The 21,608-nt window shown below is 57.4% G+C and carries 18 protein-coding genes; 11 read left to right on the forward strand and 7 right to left on the reverse strand.

Annotated elements, in window-relative coordinates; genetic code table 11:
• Positions 1-79: 79 nt before the first annotated feature.
• Positions 80-931, reverse strand: a complete 852-nt coding sequence (locus IE099_RS19945; protein ID WP_189574366.1) for a universal stress protein — start codon at positions 929-931, stop codon at positions 80-82.
• Positions 932-968: 37 nt separating this feature from the next.
• Positions 969-2,465 (reverse strand): SulP family inorganic anion transporter, encoded by a 1,497-nt coding sequence (locus tag IE099_RS19950; RefSeq protein ID WP_189574368.1) that lies wholly within the window; start codon positions 2,463-2,465, stop codon positions 969-971.
• A gap of 167 nt (positions 2,466-2,632) precedes the next feature.
• Here IE099_RS19950 and IE099_RS19955 point away from each other — a divergent pair, with 167 nt between their 5' ends.
• The 3 genes from IE099_RS19955 to IE099_RS19965 all read left to right on the forward strand — a co-directional run bounded on the left by IE099_RS19955 (position 2,633) and on the right by IE099_RS19965 (position 7,661).
• Complete coding sequence (locus IE099_RS19955; protein WP_189574370.1) at positions 2,633-2,902, forward strand: DUF4404 family protein; 270 nt, start codon at positions 2,633-2,635, stop codon at positions 2,900-2,902.
• 86 nt (positions 2,903-2,988) lie between these two features.
• Positions 2,989-5,736, forward strand: a complete 2,748-nt coding sequence (locus IE099_RS19960; protein WP_189574372.1) for a plastocyanin/azurin family copper-binding protein — start codon at positions 2,989-2,991, stop codon at positions 5,734-5,736.
• 80 nt (positions 5,737-5,816) lie between these two features.
• Entirely contained in the window at positions 5,817-7,661 is a 1,845-nt protein-coding gene (locus IE099_RS19965; RefSeq protein WP_189574374.1) for a sulfatase, read from the forward strand.
• 45 nt (positions 7,662-7,706) lie between these two features.
• Here IE099_RS19965 and ybeY read toward each other — a convergent pair whose 3' ends face one another.
• Both ybeY and IE099_RS19975 read right to left on the reverse strand, forming a co-directional pair.
• Positions 7,707-8,141 (reverse strand): rRNA maturation RNase YbeY, encoded by a 435-nt coding sequence (gene ybeY, locus IE099_RS19970; RefSeq protein WP_189574390.1) that lies wholly within the window; start codon positions 8,139-8,141, stop codon positions 7,707-7,709.
• A complete protein-coding gene (locus tag IE099_RS19975) occupies positions 8,141-9,799 on the reverse strand; it encodes an HDIG domain-containing metalloprotein (protein WP_189574393.1) in 1,659 nt (552 codons plus the stop codon). Before IE099_RS19975 ends, ybeY begins: the two co-directional genes overlap by 1 nt.
• Positions 9,800-10,064: 265 nt before the next feature.
• Between IE099_RS19975 and IE099_RS19980 the strand changes: the two genes are divergently transcribed.
• The 5 genes from IE099_RS19980 to IE099_RS20000 all read left to right on the forward strand — a co-directional run bounded on the left by IE099_RS19980 (position 10,065) and on the right by IE099_RS20000 (position 14,791).
• Complete coding sequence (locus IE099_RS19980; protein WP_189574396.1) at positions 10,065-11,312, forward strand: S41 family peptidase; 1,248 nt, start codon at positions 10,065-10,067, stop codon at positions 11,310-11,312.
• A gap of 66 nt (positions 11,313-11,378) precedes the next feature.
• Complete coding sequence (locus IE099_RS19985; RefSeq protein ID WP_189574399.1) at positions 11,379-11,648, forward strand: hypothetical protein; 270 nt, start codon at positions 11,379-11,381, stop codon at positions 11,646-11,648.
• A gap of 188 nt (positions 11,649-11,836) precedes the next feature.
• Positions 11,837-12,523, forward strand: a complete 687-nt coding sequence (locus tag IE099_RS19990) for a hypothetical protein (protein ID WP_189574401.1) — start codon at positions 11,837-11,839, stop codon at positions 12,521-12,523.
• 57 nt (positions 12,524-12,580) lie between these two features.
• Positions 12,581-14,098 carry a proline--tRNA ligase gene (proS, locus tag IE099_RS19995; RefSeq protein ID WP_189574404.1) on the forward strand — a complete coding sequence of 506 codons (1,518 nt, stop codon included), beginning with the start codon at positions 12,581-12,583 and terminating at the stop codon, positions 14,096-14,098.
• Positions 14,099-14,191: 93 nt separating this feature from the next.
• Positions 14,192-14,791 carry an OmpH/Skp family outer membrane protein gene (locus tag IE099_RS20000; protein WP_189574406.1) on the forward strand — a complete coding sequence of 200 codons (600 nt, stop codon included), beginning with the start codon at positions 14,192-14,194 and terminating at the stop codon, positions 14,789-14,791.
• A gap of 3 nt (positions 14,792-14,794) precedes the next feature.
• On the opposite strand, the gene IE099_RS20005 is transcribed toward IE099_RS20000, so the two are convergent.
• Together IE099_RS20005 and IE099_RS20010 are read right to left on the reverse strand one after the other, a co-directional pair.
• Positions 14,795-15,244: a hypothetical protein gene (locus tag IE099_RS20005; protein WP_189574407.1), complete on the reverse strand. Its 450-nt coding sequence runs from the start codon at positions 15,242-15,244 to the stop codon at positions 14,795-14,797.
• A 116-nt stretch (positions 15,245-15,360) separates the two neighbouring features.
• Positions 15,361-16,101, reverse strand: coding sequence for a type 1 glutamine amidotransferase domain-containing protein (locus IE099_RS20010; RefSeq protein WP_189574410.1), 741 nt, complete (start codon positions 16,099-16,101; stop codon positions 15,361-15,363).
• A gap of 247 nt (positions 16,102-16,348) precedes the next feature.
• Here IE099_RS20010 and IE099_RS20015 point away from each other — a divergent pair, with 247 nt between their 5' ends.
• Complete coding sequence (locus tag IE099_RS20015; protein WP_189574412.1) at positions 16,349-16,870, forward strand: Dps family protein; 522 nt, start codon at positions 16,349-16,351, stop codon at positions 16,868-16,870.
• Positions 16,871-17,281: 411 nt separating this feature from the next.
• Here the strand turns inward: IE099_RS20015 and IE099_RS20020 are convergent, their stop codons facing one another.
• Positions 17,282-17,440 carry a hypothetical protein gene (locus IE099_RS20020; RefSeq protein ID WP_189574414.1) on the reverse strand — a complete coding sequence of 53 codons (159 nt, stop codon included), beginning with the start codon at positions 17,438-17,440 and terminating at the stop codon, positions 17,282-17,284.
• Positions 17,441-17,631: 191 nt separating this feature from the next.
• Between IE099_RS20020 and IE099_RS20025 the strand changes: the two genes are divergently transcribed.
• A complete protein-coding gene (locus IE099_RS20025; protein WP_189574416.1) occupies positions 17,632-19,332 on the forward strand; it encodes a sodium:solute symporter family transporter in 1,701 nt (566 codons plus the stop codon).
• Positions 19,329-21,608 (forward strand): FAD-dependent oxidoreductase, encoded by a 2,280-nt coding sequence (locus IE099_RS20030; protein ID WP_189574419.1) that lies wholly within the window; start codon positions 19,329-19,331, stop codon positions 21,606-21,608. Before IE099_RS20025 ends, IE099_RS20030 begins: the two co-directional genes overlap by 4 nt.

Below are 21,608 nucleotides of genomic sequence, written 5' to 3' on the forward strand. Positions count from 1 at the left end.
CCATCTAGCAAGAGAGTCTTCCAAATTGGTCAGTCTGAGCTCTTTCCGTCAGTTGCCGAGCCCTGCCCGGGAACTCTGTCTAGCGGAAGAGTAAAACCGGAATATGACAGTCACGCACGAGGGCAGTCGTGGTGCTACCAATGAAAAGACGACGAATCTTGGAGTGCCCGTAGGACCCCATCACCAGCAGATCCACCCCACGTGCTTCGACCTCGCGGGTGATCACCTCTTCGGGGTCGCCTTGCAGAAGCTCAGCGGAGACATCGTAACCCGCGCCAGCCAAACCAGTGGCAGCGCCATCCAATTCGCGGGCCAAATCGCTGTCAGGCTTTCCGACCGCGACGAGGTGACACTTCAGCCCTTTCAGTAGCGGATTGGAGGCGGCGTAGTGCACCGCCTTCAGCGCGCTCGCTCCCCCGTCGAAGGCGATGAGAAAGGACTCGATGGGTTGAAAGGCACGAGCAGCTACCAGAACGGGAACCTTCGCCGATCGCACCACCCGCTCCAGATTGCTCCCGAGATGACCCTTGGCAAAATCAGCATGTTCTCCGCGCTTCCCGAGGATGACCAACTCAGCATCGTCTTCGAACTCTTCCACCGTGTCCACGAGTGATCCGTGGCGCTGGAGAGCTTCCACCGAACTGACTCCCAGCTCGGTCAACTGCTTGCGAGCGTCCTCCAACACCGCTTTCCCCCGCAGACGGGCAACCCGCGCATGGGCCTCATCGAGCTGCACCAATTCCTCCATCAGTTCCGCCCCGGCATCAAAGCCCAAGCTCCCGGTCAAGTCGCGCCCTCGGGTCGACTCATCGCGCTCGAGAACGTGCAGGACACGGACCAGGGAATCATCGCGTTTCGCAGCCCACGCGGCGTGCTGATAGAGACTGGGGGCGTAGAGAGAGCCGTCGGTGCAGGCGAGGATCGGTTTCATAATCGGAAAGCTTAACGTGTTTTTTGGGAAAAGGGAATCAATGACCTCCGGGTTCGCCGGTAGCTCCTTCTTTATCGTGGGTGCCGAGCTTGCCTACGATGGTTGCACTGGCCTCATTGAGCCCCAGCACCTCCACCTCGGCTCCTTCGCGACGGAACTTGAAGACCACTTTGTCCAGCGCGCCCACCGAAGTGAGGTCCCAGAAGTGGGAGTCAGACACGTCGATCACAACCTTGGAAAGAACCTCCTTGAAGTCGAAAAACTCCACAAAACTATCTGCCGAGGCAAAGAAGAGCTGCCCCGAGACCCGATAGGTCCGACACTCTCCACTCTCATCCAGCTCACTGCTGACCGCGATGAGCTGGGCGACTTTGCGCGCAAAGAAAATCGCACTGAGCAAGACCCCGACTCCCACTCCAAGGGCGAGGTTGTGCTTCCAAATTACAACCGCAACCGTCGCCAACATCACGATGCTCGTAGTCGGCGGGTGCACCAGGAGGTTCTTGAAGGACCCCCAGTTGAAAGTTCCAATAGAGACCATAATCATCACTGCCACCAGAGCTGGCATGGGAATCAGCGCCACCCATTTTCCGAGAACAATACACAAAATAATCAAGACGAACCCTGCCAGGAAAGTCGAGAGACGGGTTCGCCCGCCGGATTTCACGTTGATCACCGATTGTCCAATCATCGCACAACCGGCCATCCCTCCAAAGAAGCCAGTCACGAAGTTGGCGATGCCCTGCCCCCGGGCCTCACGGTCCTTGTCGGAAGGCGTGTCGGTCAGGTCATCGACGATCTGCGCGGTCATGAAGGACTCGAGCAAACCGACCGCCACCAGACTCAGCGCTACCGGCAAAATGATCTTCAGAGTCGCCAAGGCAAAGGGAACTTCCGGCAACGCAAAGATTGGGAGCGCATCGGGAAGCTTGCCGAGGTCACCCACGGTGCGGACATCAAGCTTCATCAGCTGGGCAATGATGGTCACCACAATGATGCAGATCAGGGGTGATGGCACCGCCTTGGTCAGGAGAGGCAGGAGATAGATAATCGCCAGCCCGACAAACAGAAGCACCCAGGTCACTCCCGTCACACTGAAACCTCCTCCAATCCCGAGCTCGGGCAGCTGCGCGAGGAAAATCACAATGGCCAGCGCGTTGACGAACCCCGTCATTACCGCCTTGGAGACGAAGCGCATCAGGCCTCCAATCTTGAAGTAACTCAGCGCGAATTGAATCACCCCGGTCAGAATCGTAGCCGCGAAGAGATACTGCACCCCATGGTCCTCAACCAAATGCTTCATCAGCAAAGCCATCGCTCCAGTGGCAGCGGAAATCATGGCTGGCCGGCCACCGACAAAGGAAATGATGACCGCAATGATGAAGGATGCGTAGAGACCAACCTTGGGATCGACTCCTGCCAAAATGGAAAACGCAATCGCCTCGGGAATCAGCGCGAGAGCGACGACCAGACCTGCCAGGATATCGGCCCGCACATTGGAGAACCACTCTTCTTTAATCGACTTTTTGTTCACAACAGCATCTATCCGCCCCCTGCGGAAAGTCCGCCATGCCAAGGGATGCCGCCAGATGCAAGGTCTTTCCCGAATCGACCGCTTTCCAGATGACGACAGAATCAAGTGCTCAAACTGCGCTTTCAGTTCTTGGCATTGCCAACTCTCTCGCGGATAATCGGCAAACAATGAGCAGCGACAACCTCCAGCAGGAAATCACCCAACTCCGTACCGACCTCCAGAACCTCGGCGAAATCGATGACGCCACCCGGGAGGAGCTCAGCCTCTTGGAAAAGCGGATCGAGGATCTGCTCGATGAAGGAAATGAGGAGGAGACTGTTCCCGAAAAGGTAATTTCCCAAATCGAGGAAACCGCCACCAACTTCGCGGTGCAACATCCCAAGGCAGAAGGCCTCCTCCGCCGAATCGCCTACGCCCTCGGGCGGATGGGCATTTGAGGCCAAAGACCATATTTCAGTCTATTTCGGGCAGCTTTGTGAAATAGTGCTACTCCGCGACGAGTTAGTGAACTACTTGTCGCACCATGTTTACCTCGAAGCCGCTTTCAACCACCCTCTCGCTCAGCGTTCTTTGCGCCATTGCCCCGCTATCCGCCGAGCCCAATTTGGCGAACCCCGACCTACACCCCTACGCGGCCACCTCCGGAGGTCGGGAAGGCTACGCTTTGGCTTCGCAGCCGGTGAACAAATTTCGACTCTATGACTTCTACCAAAGGCAGGCCGACTACTACATGGCCCACCCCGATGAAATGCCGGAGGTGCTGCCCGCCTATCCCGGTCTCGATGGAGGAAACTTTGGTCACTGGGGAAAGTTCAACCAGAACCAGTATCGCGACCTGCGTTGGAATGAAGGCGAGTTGGGGGAAACCTTCACCCACGTCTTTCGCGCGGGGGACTTTTCGCTCCTCAAGCCCGTTTTGCTGCAACTCGGAGAGCAGCGCGAGCTCTCGGCAGCCTTCGATCCACTTACCCTCCGCTATCGCGCGATTTGGAAAGACGGTTTCGTCCACTTCGACGGTTTCCGCTGGGGCACCTCGCGCAATGCCGCGCTGCAAGGGACCTCGCTCTTTCTCGAAGAGAAAGCTCCTTCCCCCGCCGATTCGCGTTATCTTGGCTTCCGTCGCTACGGTAAGCGGGTGGTCTTTCTCTACGAAAAAAACGGAACCACAGTCGGCGACGAGCCCTGGGCCGTTGGCAACACGTTCTACCGTCGAATCGAGATCACGGAGGCCGATGCCACCGTTTCGATCGGTTTGCCCAAGGGAGAAAACCTCACCAATCGCATCGTGAGCCAGCAAGGGCTCTCGGCGACGCTGCAGGATGGCGGCAAACTCGAGCTGGTCACCGCCCATGCGCAGGCCAGCGTCATCGTGGGCACCACCTTCGGGAAAAGCGAACCCAGCGACGAGGCCGCCCTGGAGCACTTTGCCCAAGAGCGGGAGCAAACAAAGCGCTGGACCGAAATCCTCACCACCTCGGGCACGAAGGGCGAGGCACCCGCGACCTCTCCCTATGCAGTCGACACCATCGGCATCCCTTTCGACAATCCCTACCGAACAGTGATGCAGCTCACCAGCATCGGCTTTTTACCCAATGGCGAAGCCCTCATCGCGACTTTGCCAGGCGATATTTGGAAGGTCTCGGGACTGGACAAGAACTTGGAAAAAGTCACCTGGTCCCGCTTCGCCACCGGCTTCAACCAACCCATCGGTATCCACATCGATGACGATGGAATCTTCGTGCTCGATCGCGGACAGATCTATCGCCTCCATGACGAGAACCAAGACGGCGAGGTCGACTTCTATGAGAACTATGCCAACGACTTCGGTGGCTATCAGAACAGTCACTCGCACACCTTCGGACTGCATCGCACCGCGGATGGCAGCTTCCACTTTACCCAACGGGAAAGCATCTTGCGCACCGGCCCCGATCGCAAGACGGTGGTGCAAGGCAGCGGGGTCCGCAATTGCATGGGCATCGGTGGTTCCGACGACTACTTCTGGGTCGCTCCTCAGGAAGGAACGTGGACCCCGGCATCCTCCATCATCGAAGTGCGTGACAAGGAGTTCTACGGCCTCCCCTCCAGGACAGACGCGACCTCCAAAATCTCTCCCCCGCTCTGCTACATCCCACGTGGAATCGAAAACTCGACCGGCGGAATGGTGGAAATCACCAGTGACAAGTGGGGCCCCTACCAAGGTGCACACCTCGGGCTGAGCTACGGCTCAGGCCTACACTACCTCATCCTCCGCGACCCGACGGGTAGCCGTCCACAAGGCGCAGTCGTTCCTCTGGAAGGCGAGTTTCTCGCAGGCTCCATGCGTGGCCAATTTCATCCCCAGGACGGACAACTTTACCTCGTCGGTCTCGATGGATGGGGCGACTACTCCACCCAGGATGGCTGCTTCCACCGGGTCCGCTACACAGGAGGAGAATCCCACAAGCCCAATGGCTTTCGCGTTCATCGCAACGGAATCCGAGTCGACTTCCCCATCGCACTGGACCCTGCCACTGCCTCCCAACCCGAGAACTTCTTTGCCCAAGGTTGGAACTACGAATACGCCAAGCGCTATGGCTCTCCGGAGTTCTCGGCAAAGGTTCCCGACTCGCTCGGCCATGACCCAGTCGCGATTCGAAGTGTCAAACTACTCGACGGTGGCAAGTCCCTCTTCATCGAAATGCCGGAGCTTCTCCCCGTGATGCAGCTTCACATTCGCATGCACCTCGCTACCGCTGCAGGTAAGAGCTTTCGGACCGACCTCTTTCCCTCCCCCCTCTTTCCCTCGGAGCCCTTCGAGGCCAGCGGTTTGGCCAAGGTCGAAAGCCCTGCGACCCCCGCGGTGCTCCGCATCGCACGCGCCAAGAAACAGGGCAACCAAAGCGGCAAATTGGTCGAGGGCGAGCGCAAATTGGTCGTGAATGCAATCGGAGGCTTGGTCTATGAGCGAACTGTGCTGGAAGCCAAAGCTGGCGAACCCCTGGCGCTGCACCTGCGCAATACCGACGTGATGGAACACAACCTTGTGATCGTGAAACCCGGGGCCACCAAGCTGGTTGGCGAAGCATCCTTCAAAATGCTGAACGATCCCAAAGCCGGCGAAAAACACTACGTCCCCGACCTCCCCGAGGTGGTGGCCTACGTCCCCATCGTAGACCCCGGCAAGCAGCACGTGCTGCACTTCCGCGCACCCAAGGAACCCGGCGACTATCCCTACATCTGCACCTACCCCGGTCACTGGCAGGTCATGCAAGGGGTCCTGAAGGTCCGCTAGTACGATGCTCGAGCAAACAACCCCGGGCCTTTTCAAACTTTCTGAAAGAAACGTTTCTTCTCGACAGAATATGTTGCTGAATGAACGCTCCGAATCTTTTAAAATCCCTGTTGGTCAGCCTGGCCGGCATCAGTCTCGCATCGGGTGCACCTCGTCCAAACATCGTCTTTATCGTCGCAGATGACTTGGGCTGGATGGACACAGCAGTTTATGGCTCGAAGTATTACGAGACCCCGGCCATTGACGCTTTGGCACAAAAAGGGATTCGGTTTACCGAGGCTTACTCGGCCAGCCCCCTCTGCTCTCCCACGCGCGCCTCGTTACTGACGGGTCAGTATCCTGGCCGAATTCGGCTCACCACTCCCGCCTGCCACCTCCCCAAGGTCGTGCTCGATCCTCAGGTTCCGAAGAGCGCCGCCCCTCACCAAAAGGCCGCTACCCCCGCAACCCGAACACGCTTCCCCAATGACTATCTCACCTACGCGGAAATTCTTCGGGACCAAGCAGGATACGCCACCGCCTTCATGGGCAAATGGCATCTTGGACACAAGCCCTACCTGCCGGAGGAACAAGGCTTCGACCTGGTCGTGGGCGGCCGTCATCATCCCGGCCCTCCGCCTCCGGGGGGATTCTTCGCACCGTGGAATATCGACACCATTCCCGCGCACCCCAAAGGAACCCCTATCGCCACCGCCATTACCGATAGCGCGCTAGACTTTATCGATAACCACAAGGACGGCCCTTTCCTCCTGAACATGTGGTACTACGATGTCCACGCCCCCTTCCAAACCACCCAGACCTTTCTCGACAAATACAAGGCGAAGGTCGATCCCCGCGAGAAACAGGACTGCCCCACGATGGGCGGAATGATCGAGATCATGGACACCAACATCGCTCGCCTGGTTGCCAAGCTGGAAGAACTCGACCTCCGGGAAAACACTCTAATCATCTTCACCTCCGACAATGGTGGCAACATGTACAACAGCGTCGAAGGCACGCCTCCGACCAACAATGCCCCCCTGCGGAGCGGCAAGGGGAATGCCTACGAAGGGGGTTGCCGGGTGCCTTTGATCGTCTCTTGGCCGGGCAAATTCAAGCCCGCGATCGATGAGCAGTCCCTGGTCTCCACCATCGACTGGTACCCCACCCTTCTCGACTTGTTAGACATCCCGGCACCGGCCGAACAGGCGATCGATGGCGTCAGCATTCTCCCAGTCCTCCAAGGAGAAGCACTCGAACGCGAAACCCTCTTTTGTCACTTCCCTCACTACGTGAAGGCCACATTCAACCTTCCCAACACTTGGGTGCGCCGGGGCGACTGGAAACTCTTCCGCTTCTATGCCGACAATGAAGACCAGAGCGATCGCTTCGAGCTCTACAACCTTCGCGACGACATTGGCGAGACGAACAACCTGGCGGAGCAAAAACCGGAATTGGCACGAGAACTCAATCAGCTCATCACCGAACATCTTGCTGAGACCGAAGCTCTCGTCCCGATTCCAAATCCGAACTACCGCGGTGACTCGCATTGGCAACTGTCCAAAGACACCCGAATGGTCCATGGGAAGGATTCCATTGAAATCACTTCCACCGGAAAGGATCCTTTCCTTTCGACCAACCGCCTCCCGAAAGGACTGAAGGGCGACCTAATCCTGAAAGGTGAAATACGCTCCAACGCGGGCCCCGGTAGCATCCACTGGGCCACCGCCAAAAATCCTCGCTTCGGTCCCGAGCACAAGGTGGAGTATGCCTTTCCCCAAGGAGAAGTTTTCATCCCCTTCGAAATTCCCTTCTCCAGCGACAACCCCCTCACCTCTTTGCGGATTGATCCAGGCAGCCGCAAAGGTCAGGTAACCCTTCGCAAACTCAGCCTGCAGACCTCTGATGGAGCGGTCATCAAGCAATGGCTTCCCACCACAAAATAGGAGCGCGCGCAAGGCCCCGCGGTCCATCCCTGAGACCCGGAAGCTCTATGCGGTCAACTTCGCCCAAATTCGCTCCTGCTCTTTCGCCATCACCGCCGCATCTTCCTCGGTCCGGTCATCCAGACCGGCGAGATGAAGCATGCCGTGGATGAGATAGAGAAAGGTCTCCCCGCGCTCGCCTTTGCCGAATTCCTCAGCCCGGCGAGCCGCAATCTCGACACTGACGAGAATCTCCCCATGCGGAAAAGTAATCACATCGGTGACAGTAGGGTCGTCGAGAAAGTCGCCATGGATTTCGGCCAAGGTGGCATCGTCCACCAGCGACAACTCCAGCTCGTCAAGCTGCTCCAACTCGCTGCCGGGATAGCTGGCGAGCACCTCTAACAGCGCGGGCTCAACCTGGTGTTCAAGCCACTCCAGATCTTCTCCGCTCAGTCCGCCCTGACAGTGGACGAAGAGTTCTACCGTAGGCCTCGCCATTACTTTCCTCCCGCTTTGCGCTGACGTTCCAGCTCCTCCACCGGAACGACGTTCTTCGCCTCGTCCTTGCTCTTTTGGGCTGATTTCTTGGCCTTCTTCTTTTCCTCGGGATAGGCAATGCGAGTGTGGAGCATGCTGCGCAGGGTCTTGGAGAAGACCTCCCGAATGACCTTCACGTCGTTGAGAGTCAGGCCGCAGTCATCCAACTGACCATCCTTGATTCGGCTCAAGACAATCTCATCCACCAAAGTCCGAATCTTAGTCGGATTGGGTTTTTCCAAGCTTCGGGAAGCACTTTCCACCGCATCAGCCAACGAGATGATCGCGCTTTCACGGGTCTGGGGAACTGGGCCGGGATAACTGAAATTCTTGCGGTCCACCTCCACAACATCCTCGTCGCTGGGGTGGCCCTCCTTGTTCTTGTTCTGCTGCTCACTCGCCTGCTCCTGCGCCTTGCGATAGAAGTAATAGACTAGCGAATCACCATGATGCTCCTGAATCACATCGATGATCTCGGGAGCGAGCTTTTCTTTGATGGCCATGTCGACGCCGTCCTTCACGTGGGCAATAATGACCAGCGCGCTCATGGTGGGTGTGAGGTCATCATGAGGATTTCCCTCCACCTGGTTTTCGACAAAGTATTGGGGCTTTTTGAGCTTACCGATGTCGTGGAAGTAGGCGCAGACCCGACACATGGAGGAGTTCGCCCCCACTGCATCAGCCGCAGCTTCCGCCAACTGGGCCACCATCAGACTGTGATGGAAAGTCCCGGGAGCCTCGAGCTGCATTCGCTTGAGCAACTTGTGATTCAGGTCGCTCATCTCCAGCCAACTGATCTCAGTAGTGAGCAGAAAGACGCCTTCCAGAATCGGAAGCACCGCACTGACCGCCATCCCGGTGAGCAATCCAGTGCCGAAAGCGACCCCCAACTGAACGAGACAAGCCCGGCATTGCTCGGGTCCCCCCCACAAACCGGAGGCATTGATTTCGCCGAAGAGAATGCCCAGCAACATGCTGACGATACCCACATAGAAACCCGCTCGCAGGAGACGACCACGCTTCTTTACGCGCCGCGTCACCAGCACCCCAGTGTAACTCGCTACCAAGGCATAGGCCAGAAAGCGCATTGCCTCCCCGGGCTCCATCAAAAGCGCACCCAGAATGGCCGTGAAGATCGCGGAGAAGGTTCCCACCCGCTGCCCCACCAGGACCGAATGAAAAATCGGGATGAGCGCCACGGGCATGATCAGAATGCCATTCTCAGGGCTCATCGCCATCACTCCACGGAGGAGAAACAGCTCACCCAAGAGCCCTCCGATCACGAGAAAGGTCTTACTCGCCCGGCTGGAGGTCTGGGGATAGTTGAAGTGAAAGATGAGAATCGCAGCGGCCAGAATCACTAGCGTCACCGTCCATCCCGCGACGATGTGACCCTCGAACGAACCACCGGGCACAGTAGTCACCAGCCAGCCGGCAAAAATGGCCAACAATGCATAGAGACCCAAACGCACTCCCAGACTACTCTCGAGCGACTCGGTCACATGGCGGTCTTCTTGCGTGCGCCGCTTCTTGCCCGAGGACAAACCGCGACGAGCGAGACGCTCTCTTTTGATTTTATCGAAGAATTCCAAAATCGTTCCTGTTTCGCCAAAAGCCATCCAAAGAAGCCTTTCGACAGCTCCAAGGCTACACCGCCAGCTCGGCTCTGCCAACTTCTCGCTTCGATTTTCACCGCAAATCACATTCCTCAAAACCCACTTAAAAATAGACACTTACCTCGAAATCAAGAGCCTTTTTTGACAATCAAAACCTCCAAAACAGGGTCAGCGTCCCCTTTTTCCGCCCGAAAACCCCGCTTCATCAGTCCAGCCAATCCCGCCGAGAATTCTGGACTCGGAAGCTCTTCTCGCAAAGATTTCTTCCATGCGTTTCCACTCTCTCGTCGCCTCTCTTCTGCTGAGCCTATCGCTCTTCGGACAAGATGAAGTCTCTCCTCTCCCCGACCAGGATGACGGCTATCAGCACGTGGAACGATTCATCAAGATTCTGGAGGAAGTCCGAGCCAATCACCCCGATGCCGACAAGGTGACGTATGAGCGCCTCATCAATCGCGCCTTGGAGGGCATGGTGGGATCGCTCGACACCTTCTCCGCCTTCTACCATCCCGAGACCGTTCAACACATGGATTTCGAAGGCCCCGCGATTGAAGAACAGTTCGCTATCCCCAGCCTGGGACTCACCTTGGCCCAACGCGACGGACAAGTCTACCTCGCCAATGTTCGCGAACATTCCACTGCCCAGCGAGCCGGACTGCGGGAAGGCGATGTCTTGCTGAAAAGCCAAGCGAAAGACCTGAGCGCCCTCGATCTGCCTGCAGCCAAAGCCGCACTCGCGGGCCAACCCGGAGCCAGCCTCACTCTCACCGTCTACCGCAAGACGGCTCGCCGCGAGATTACCGCCGAACTCCTGCACGCCGTAGTCAAGCAGGCGGCTCTGCCAGACGCCTTCCTACTCGAACAATACGGAGCCCCTAAAGTTGGTTATGCCCGGCTGACTGAATTCAGTGCTACTGCCGCCCGCGAGCTGGAAGCGGCCTTGGACGACCTGGAGGACAAGGGAATGACCGCTCTCATTCTGGATTTACGCGGAAACGGAGGCGGTCTTCTCAACGTCGCGGTCGATCTGCTGGGACTTTTTCTCCCCCCCAATACCGAGGTCGTCACCACGCAAGGTCGTTCGCCCAAGGCCCAAATCCCACCGCTCAAAACCGCCGAACGGCAAAGGGTAAAGCGTGAGTATCCCCTCGTCGTATTGCTGGACCGGAATTCTGCCAGCGCTTCCGAGCTGGTAGGCGGAGCCCTGCAAGATCTCCAGCGAGCCACCCTCATCGGCGAGACCTCCTTCGGAAAGGGCTCGGTCCAGAATATCGAGGCCCGCGAGGGAGGAACAGCTCTTCGCCTGACCTTCGCGACCTATCACACTCCCTCCGGCCGCACTCCTCACGAGGTGGGGGTCGAACCCGATATTGCGGTGGAGATCTCCGATGAAGACCTGAGCAACTTCGAACGCTTCAAGACCCGCAAGTCAGCTACACCGGAAACCCTGGAAGAGCTCGAAAAGTGGACCGATCCCGTTCTAAAGGCTGCAATCGATAAGCTCCAGGCTCGCTGAGCGCCCTTTCTGGCAGCCCGGAACCTTCTCCTTGATTCTCGCCAGAATCTCTTCAACTGTTATGGCATGACCAAGACGGAAATACAGGATCTCTACTTTATGGACTCCCGCGCGAAGCTCATCGACATCGCTTCCTTCCTGGATCGACTGGACCGGATGGAGGGCGACCCCGACTTCCGCCACCCGGCATTCATGGCTGCACTGGAAGCCATGCAAAATCCGCCCAAGGGCCGCACCCGGGTCCAGGCCGTTCTCGAGTCGCTCTCCGATCATTCCACCGAGCCCCTGGAGACCGCCACCATCGGTTTCGCCTATGGCGCGCAAAAGCCAGCTTAGCCTCAAGGCCTCCCGGTCTTATTGGCAACCAGACTGATTCAGATCGCCAGTTTCAACGGCAGCTCATGCCACCAGTCGTTCGGACCTTGGTTCGGGGCGGCATCATCCATTTTCAACCAGCATAAACTCTCCAGCCAGAGTCACACTTGCCGCTTGGTTAGAAGACTAGACTTGGCTAAGATCTCCTCATGAAGACTCTCCTCTCGATTTTCCTACTTTCTCTCCTCACGCAGCTGAGTGTGACCGCCCAACAGGTCCACGTCATTCTCTGTGGCGGGCCGGCCCTCCGCAGTTGGGAGGACCTCCGCGTCCCTCCCGACCAGCATGACCGTTGGTGGGCCAACTTTGTGCGGGCATCGACCATGCGCATGGACGAGTTGCAAAAGGCCTATGGCACCACGACCCAGATTGTCTGGATGGTATACAAGCCAGGCTACGTCACCCGGGGACGGGAAGATGGCGACCCCTATACAACCTGGATTGCCGAACAAGCCTCCAAGCGAAAAGCCAAATTGGTTTGGCTCCAGAACAGCAACGATTTTTTCCGCACCATGAATTCCTTCCCCAAGGGCTCGGTGACCAATTTCGATTTCTTTGGCCACTCGAACAAACACTGCTTCCTCCTGGACTACAGCAACGAGATCATGGCCTCCTGCAAGTCGTGGATCCACGAAACGGAGTTGGGCCGCCTGCGAGCGACCATTTTTAGCCGCAACGCCCTCTGCCAATCCTATGGCTGCCACACGGGCGAGTCGATGTCCGCCTATTGGAAGAACGCCACTGGCGTGACCCTGATCGGAGCCAAGGGCAAGACCGACTACACCTCCCTCACCGAGGGTAAGCTGCCCAAGGTCAACGGCTCTTGGGTCCGCTAATGGCCCTCGCAATCTATTGCCTTTTCCCTCAAAACACCCTAACGCACCCTCAACAACATGGCTGACAAAACTGCAATCACGCCCACCCGAAGCGAAGATTTTCCCGAATGGTATCAACAAGTAATCAAGGCCGCCGACATGGCCGAGAACTCTGAAACCCGTGGTTGCATGGTCATCAAGCCATGGGGCTACGGAATCTGGGAGCTCATCCAAAAGGACCTCGATGCCCGCTTCAAGGCCACCGGCCACGAGAACGCCTATTTCCCCCTTCTCATCCCTCTCGCCTACCTCGAAAAGGAAGCGGAGCACGCCGAGGGCTTTGCGACCGAATGCGCCGTGGTCACCCACCATCGTCTGGAGGCCCAAAAGGATCCCGAGACTGGCAAAACCAAGATGATTCCCTCTGGAAAATTGGCGGAACCCTACGTCATCCGCCCCACCTCGGAGACCATCATCGGAGCCGCCTTTGCCCGTTGGGTCGAAAGCTACCGCGATCTCCCTCTCCTCATCAACCAGTGGGCCAACGTGATGCGTTGGGAAATGCGCCCACGCCTCTTCCTACGCACTGCTGAATTCCTCTGGCAGGAAGGCCACACCGCCCACGAAACCGCCACCGAGGCCGTTGCGGAGACCACCACCATCCACCAACTCTATTCCGACTTCCTGCGCGACGTTCTCGCCATCCCCGTGGTGATGGGAGAAAAGACCGAGGCAGAACGCTTCCCTGGTGCGGAGATGACGCTGACTGTCGAGGCCATGGTCCAGGACAAGAAAGCAATCCAAGCCGGCACCTCCCACTACATGGGCCAGAACTTCTCTTCTGCGCAAGACATCAGCTTCGTTGATCGCGAGAACAAAAAGCAGTTCGCGCACACCACCTCCTGGGGAGTTTCCACCCGTCTGATCGGCACCTTGATCATGGCTCACTCCGACGATGACGGGCTCGTCCTGCCTCCTCAGGTTGCCCCCAAGCAAATCGTCATCATCCCAGTCACTCCCAAAGAAGAATCACGTCAGGCCATCATCGATGCCTGCCACGCTTTGGCCCAAACCCTCACCTCCCAGACCTTCCACGGTCAAAATTTGCGCGTCCACGTCGACGATCGCGAAATCGGAGGCGGCCAGAAAAAATGGGAATGGGTCAAGAAGGGCGTCCCCCTTCGCATCGAGATCGGCCCCCGCGACCTCGAGTCCCACAAAGTCTGTCTCCAGCGCCGCGACCAGGGAATTCGCGACAAGTCTTTCCTCGACCGGGAAGAGTTTCTTCGCGAAGTCCAGAGCCACCTCGACGCCGTCCACCAGAGCCTGCTCCAGCGAGCCAGGACTCTCCGCGAGGAAGGCACCAGCGAGTGCACCGATTTGGCGAGTTTCGAAAGCCACTGGTCCAGCTCCGATTTTCCCGGTTGGCTGCTCACCCCTTGGGATGGATCCCGCGAACAGGAGGAGGAGCTGTCCAAGAAGCACAAAATTGCCATCCGTTGCATCCCCATCAGCGAGGAAGTAGCCTCCGAAGCTCCCTGTATCCTGACAGGCAATCCCACCACCAGACGAGCACTCTGGGGACGGAGTTACTAAGGGAAAGAAATCAGGAGGAGGGCACTTCGGGTGCCCTCTTTGACAAAGCACATGCTGGACACTGGCCAACGGCCACCACAGCCTAGCACCCTTGTGAAAGCTCTCGCCATCCTCCTTCTTTTCCTAGGCACTTTGGCAGCTACGGCCAAGCCCAAGATCGCCTATGTCAACATGGACGTCATCCTCACCAACTACTACCGCAAGGCGATGGTGGAGAAAGATGTGCAAGACCGAATCGAAGCGCTGAAGTCATCTCCAAGAGTCCTCGCAGTGCAAGAGATGGACGCCAAACTGAAGGAGCTGGCCGACACCGTTCGAGACAAAACCCAAAAGGAGGCCACCCGCGAAACGGCCGCTGAAGAATTCAATTCCATCTCCATCGAATACCCTGCCCTGATGGAAGAAATGGAACAGTTTCTCACCGAAGAGAAAAGAAAAGCGACCACCGAACTGGTCGAAACCATCGAGGATATCCAAGCCGAAGTCCGCGCCGAAATTAGCGCCATCGGCAAGTCTGAAGGCTACGACCTGATTCTCGAGCGCGGCGGCAAGACCTCCAGCCAAGTCTCCCCCATTATCTATCTGCGCGACGGCACGGACCTTACCGAAATCGTCCTTAGCAAGCTCAATGCAAACGCTCCCGCCGAAAAGAAAGAGGAGGAGTCCGGGGAAGCAACTGCCACCTCCGAATAGCCATTAGAACGGAATGCTCTTGAAGCGCTTCCAATCCACATTGTTCATTTCGCCAGGCGCGATGTAGCCAGTGTAAACCACCACATTCTGCCCTTCCACGATGGCGTAGGCCTTGCTGCCACTCTCTTCTTCCGCGTTCTCGTCCCAGTAAAGAGCAGCAAGAACCGCATCGGCAGGCACCCCGAGTCCGGCAAACTCGGTCTTGGCCTGGGGTTCAAAGCTCTCCCCTTGCTTCAGGAAATAATCCCGACCATTGACCGCAATATTGATCTGCTGCCCCCCGCCCGCCAGGTTGACCGGAGCCCACTCGACGGTCGGGGCAATGTTCGGAACAGGCGGAAGTGAATTGTCACTTGGCGGCGGAAGCGGACTGCTTCTTCCCGGCATTGGTTCGACGACGCAGGAGGTGAGAGCCAGTCCCGCCGCCAGCGGGTATAGGAGAGCTTTGTTCATTCCTCCTGAACCCTGTCGAATCTCATCCGAAAGTCAATCCAATCAGAAATCCACACTCGCCTCCCCGCCGCGCCGGGAACTACTAGAAATCTCGTAGCGCCCCTTCTCGCGTCGGCCTATTTTTGCAAGGCCTCGATGAAAAGCTCGCCGGTCTTCTTCGCCGACGCCGGATTCTGTCCCGTCACCAGCAAGCCATCCCGCACCGCATTTTCAGAAAAATTCTCCCCAACCTTGGCCTTGGCACCTGCTTCTTCCAACGTGCTTTGCAAAAGGAAGGGAACGACCTCGGTGAGACCGACCGCTTCTTCTTCTGCATCGGTGAAGACCGCCACGGTCTTTCCATCCACCAATTTTTTCCCATTGCTTAGGGTCACGTTCACCAGCGCCGCCGGCCCATGGCATACTGCGCCAACAGGCTTGTCCGACTCATAGGTCTCGCGAATCACGTTCTGCACTTGCTTGGAATCAGGAAGGTCCCACATCGTGCCATGGCCACCTGCGAAGAATACTCCGTCGAACTCCCCCACCTCGATCTTTTCCAAGGGAACGGTGTCCGACACCGCCGGAGAATCCTTGTCCGCGTTACCAAACTTCTCCCAGAAGACCTTGTTCTCCTCATCCTCGAGTTTCAGGCTCTTCGGGTCCACAGGAGCCACTCCACCCTTGGGACTCGCCAGAACAACTTCATGCCCCGCTTCAACGAAAACCGCATAGGGATGCGCTGCTTCAGAGAGAAAGAAGCCCGTCTTTTTCCCCGTGTCTCCCAACTCCTCATGATTGGTCAGAACCATCAGGATTTCCCCTGCGTAAACAGAGCTTGCCGCCGTCAATCCGAGTAAAATGAGCTTGGTCGTCATGCCAAGGAAGTAAGCTCGTTCAATCGGAGAGCAAGGGAAAATTCCTAGCATCATGACCCAATGTTCCGCATCTGCCTCGCTCTCAACTTTTTGCATGAGACCTCTTTCTCACTTCGTGCAAACCGCATGATTTCCAGCAGGAAAATCCAGACTCCCTCCAACTCCGAAAGCCAAAAATCACCGTCAAATAAGGAACCAGGCCAGAGTTGGCTCAACTGGCCTGTCGCCTGCAAAAGCTCGGAGCTGTATGGCTAAAAAGAAAACAACCCAAAAAAAGAAATCCACTTCACCCTCTATTGGTCTCTCGGCCGACACGCGGAAAAAGGCTTGCTCGATTCTCAACGGCATCCTTTCCGACCAGCACGTGCTCTACATCAAGACGCGCAACTTCCACTGGAACCTCATCGGAGGCCGCTTCCACACCCTGCATGAGCATTTCGAGGAAATGTATAACGAACTGGCAGTAGCCATTGACGAGACCGCCGAACGAATTCGGATGCTGGGCGGAGTTTCCCCCGGATCCATGAAAGAGTTTTTGGCGAACGCCACTTTGAAAGAAGAGAAAGGCGCTATCATTGATGGAGACGCAGCAATCGAGTCCCTTCTCTCCGACCACGAATCCGTCGCGCAGTCTCTGCGAAAAGACATCGAGAAGCTTGAGGAGGATCTCGGCGACGTTGGCTCTGCCGATTTCCTCACCGCCCTCCTCCAGAAGCACGAGCAAACCTCATGGATGCTCCGCAGCTACCTCGACGTCAGCGGCTCATAATCACTTTCCCCCATCCCCACATCCCCCCAAAGACCAAAGCGACCCTGTCAACACAGGGTCGCTTTTTTGTCAGCATCCTCCACCCCCGACCACATCCCGCGACCAAACGTCGGGTATTGATAAGTTGCACACCCAAGCTTCCCATTGACGAGTCTTTCACAGCCTCTTCAGATCACGACAAGAAGATCCGATCCTTCGAACCCTGAGCCGTGTGGACGAATTGGTTATTTAAGGCAATCCATCGAAGACGCGAAATCCACCTTTCAGAATCGCGAGGCTGAAAATGAAGTTGTTCCGCTGTGATTGAGCTCGTTCTACACGCTGCGAATCAGATCTTCTTCGCAGTAGAAGTCGTTGCGGTCCTCGCTCCACATCACCCCATCGGTGCCATTCCTCCGAAAAGTCAGATCCTTAAACGGAGTCGAAAGACGCGACCTGAAACCACTTCCCGTTCTGATAGTTCTCCAAGCGATACCAGGCGATGAGCTTCTTCCACGTCTCTCTAACATTCCAACCATTCACAATCTGGCTCGCTCCCAATTCCACCTCACGGCCATAATCCAGCTCCATCCACCAGCGACAACAAGACCAGCACAATCAATCGACTGTTCATTTTCCCAAATTCACATTTTTCTGAAAGATCCTTCCATTCGCCTGCGCATTCATTAAAAATTCTTTCACCATTACTTTGATCCTCGGCATTTTTTCTCTATCAAAGGAGCCCAACTCAACGATTCCCTAGGAACTTAAACAGCCACCACATGCATACTATCGATTGGATTGTCCTTGTCGCTTACCTTGTCGGAACCGTCTTTGTTGGCGTCTTCCTCGGACGTCTCGTCAAAAACTCCTCCGACATGTTCGCCGCTGGCGGGCAGTCCCCGTGGTGGATGAGCGGGCTCAGTGCCTTCATGACCATGTTCTCCGCCAATACCTTCGTGGTCTGGGGGGGCATTGCCTACGAGCAAGGCGCGGTCGCAGTCATCATCAACCTTTGTTACGGCATCGCGGCTCTTCTCGCGGGCTACACCGTGGCCGGCAAGTGGCGAGAAATGGGCATCGCGACCCCCGCCGAATACGTCGACAAGCGCTTCGGCCGCTCCGCGCTCCACTTCTACACCTGGTTCATGATGATCTTCCGCATCGTCGGAACCGGCGGCGCGCTCTACGCCATCGCCCGCCTCATCCTCGCCGTGGTCGCAGGAGAAGACAGTGCCGCCAACGCCGCTCTCTCCAGTCCCCAGCTCAACTTCGCCATCCTCATCTTCGCCCTCGTCGTCGTGGGCTACACCATGATTGGCGGTCTCTGGGCCGTCCTGATGACCGATACCCTCCAGTTCATCATTCTCAATCTCGCCATCATCTTCGTGATCCCGCTCTCCCTTGCGGAAGTCGGCGGCATCAACGCCCTCGTCACCCAGACTCCGGAAGGCTTCATGAACGTGACCTCGGAGAAATACACCCTCCTCTTCCTCATCGGCTGGGTCGCCATTCACTACTTCATGATCGGCGCCGAGTGGGCCTTCGTGCAACGCAATCTCTCCGTCCCAACTCCCAAGGATGCCCGCAAAAGCAACGTCCTCTTCGGACTCCTCTACCTCTTCAGCCCCTTCCTCTGGCTCCTTCCGCCCCTCCTCTGGCGCATCCAGCAACCCATCCCCGAAGGCGCTTCCCCCGAAGCCATTACCCAAATGTCCGAGACCGCCTACATCATGTCCTGCAAGGCCGTCCTCCCCGTCGGCATGCTCGGTCTCATGATCGCCGCCCTTTTTTCCGCCACCGCCAGCATGATCAGCTCGCAGCTCAACGTCTTCTCCGGCGTCCTCACCAAAAACATCTACGAACCCCTCGCCGGCAATCCCACCGAGAAACAACTCGTCCGCATGGGCCGCATCTTTACCCTCATCCTCGGTCTCGTAATTGCCGGTATCGCCATCGCCACGCCCTACCTTGGCGGCGCGGCCAAGCTCATCATCTCGGTGACCCAAATCATGGTCACCCCTCTCCTCGCCCCCACCCTTTTCGCTCTCTTCTTCCGCAACCTCGGCATGTCCGCCATCTGGATCACCGTCGGGCTTTGCTTCCCTCTCGGCCTCCTCACCAAATTCACCAGCGTGGGAGAAGGAACCATCATCGCCGACGGCACCTTCACCGGAGTTATTCTGCCCCTCCTCGTCATCGCCGCCCTTCTTCTGCTTCAGAAAAAAGAAGCTCCCGGCTGGAAGAAAATCCAGGACCTTTCCAAACAAGCCGAGGATTCCGACGAAGCTCCCAGCTCGAGCGCCCTCCCTGCTCGCATCGTCGCCATCAGCCTCGCGGTCTGCTCCGCAACCTTCCTCATTCTCATTCCTTTCAACTCTGAAAACCAAGGCATGCTCGCTGGCTTCGGACTCACCCTCGCCGCACTTGCCGCCTTTCTCTTTTTTATTCTTCGCAAAACGACACCCACCTCATCCGAATGATCCACCAAGACGCCTCTTCTGAAGTTCGCGAAACCAAACTCGAAACCATCTCCTGCGACTTCGTCGTCATCGGCGGCGGCCTCGCCGGAACTTGCGCTGCCATCTCTGCCGCCCGCCAAGGCATTCAAGTCACCCTCGTGCAAGACCGCCCCGTCCTCGGTGGCAACGCCTCCTCCGAAGTCCGCCTCTGGTCCCTCGGAGCCACTTCCCACATGGGCAACAACAACCGCTTCTCCCGCGAAGGCGGACTCGTCGACGAAATCCTCGTCGAAAACACTTTCCGCAACAAAGAAGGCAACGTCCTCATCTTTGACACCATTCTGTTAGAAAAGGTTAAAAACGAACCCAACATCCGCCTTCTCCTCAACACCGCCGCCCACACCGTCGAGAAGTCCGACCCGAACACCATCTCACGCGTCCACGCTTTCTGCAGCCAGAATTCCACCCGCTACACCCTCGAAGCTCCCCTCTTCTGCGACGCTTCCGGTGATGGCATCGCCGCTTTCCAGGCCGGTGCCGCCTTCCGCATGGGAGCCGAAGATGGCAGCGAGTTCGACGAAGGCTTCGCTCCCGACGATTCCTACGGTGAGCTCCTCGGCCACACAATTTACTTCTACAGCAAGGACCTCGGCAAACCCGTCTCCTACACCGCCCCCGAATTCGCTCTCAAGGACATCACCCAGCTTCCCCGCTTCCGAAACATCGACGTCCACGACCACGGCTGCAAATTCTGGTGGCTCGAATACGGTGGCCGCCGTGACACTGTCCACGAAACCGAGGAAATCAAATGGGAGCTCTGGAAAGTGGTCTACGGCGTCTGGGACTACATCAAAAACTCCGGCAAATTCCCCGAAGCCGAAACCATGACTCTCGAGTGGGTCGGCACCATCCCCGGCAAACGCGAAAGCCGTCGCTTCGAAGGCGATTACATGATCAGCCAGAAAGACGTCATCGACCAAATCGAACACCACGACGCCATCTCCGCCGGTGGATGGTCCCTCGACCTTCACCCCGCCGACGCCGTCTACTCCGAACAACCCGGCTGCAACCAATGGCACTCCAAGGGTGTCTACGGCCTCCCCTACCGCTGTCACTACAGCCGCAACGTTTCCAACCTCTTCCTCGCGGGTCGCATCATCAGCTCGTCCCACGTGGCCTTCGGTTCTACGAGAGTGATCCTCACCTGCGGACACGGAGGAGTCGCCGTCGGAGCCGCTGCCGCCCAGTGCATCCACGAAAACAAAAAGCCCGCCGACCTCCTCGAACCGTCTTCTCTCAAGACTCTCCAAAACACCCTGAACATCACCGGTCAAAGCATCCCCGGCATTCCCATCGAGGACTCTTCCGACTTGGTCCTAACGGCTCAGCTCTCCGCCTCGTCCACCCTCGCCCTCACGGAAATCCCCGCCAACGACCAGTGGCTCCCACTCGAATATCCCGTCGCTCAACTCCTTCCCTTTCAGGCTGACACCAAGGTCAAAGTCACCGCCACCATCCGTGCAAAAAAGAACGCCACCATCAAAGTCGCCCTCCGCACCGCTGAGAAGCCCTACAACTACACCCCCGACCTGACTCTCGAAGAATTCGAACACGCCGTCACCGCCGGAACCCAGACCATCACCACCGAGTTCACCCAAACTCTCGGCGAAGCGAAATACGCCTTCCTCTGCTACTACGGAGACCCTGACATCGAAATCCAAACCAGTGCCGTCCTCGCCACCGGGCTCGTCTCCGTCCAAAAGAAATTTAACAAAGCGGTCTCCAACGACGGCGAACAAATTCCGCCCGAAGGCATCGGCATCGACCGCTTCGAATTCTGGGTCCCCAACCGCCGCCCCGCCGGCCAAAACCTCGCCCTCCGACTCGACCCTGCCCTCCCGGCCTACAGTTTGGAGCACCTGAAAAACGGTTACACTAAACCTTGGATCGCATCCAACGCCTGGGCTGCCGACCTTTCCGACGAAAAACCGCGAATCGACCTCGCTTGGGAATCACCGCAGACCATTTCAAAAATCACCCTCTACTTCGACACCGACTACGACCACGCCATGGAAACCTCCCAGTGGGGTCACCCCGAGAACCTCATGCCTCACTGCGTTCGCAGCTACCGCATCCTCGATGAACACGGCACCGTCCTCCATTCCTGCGAAGCGAACCACCAGACTATTAACCGCATCGCTCTCGACTCCCCCGTCACCACTTCGAAGCTCACCCTCGAAATCGACCACCCCTCCGCAACCGTCCCCGCCGCCCTCTTCAAAATCTCATGCCACTAA

The sequence above is a fragment of the Roseibacillus persicicus genome (genome assembly GCF_014651675.1).
Classification (GTDB): Bacteria; Verrucomicrobiota; Verrucomicrobiia; order Verrucomicrobiales; family Akkermansiaceae; genus Roseibacillus; species Roseibacillus persicicus.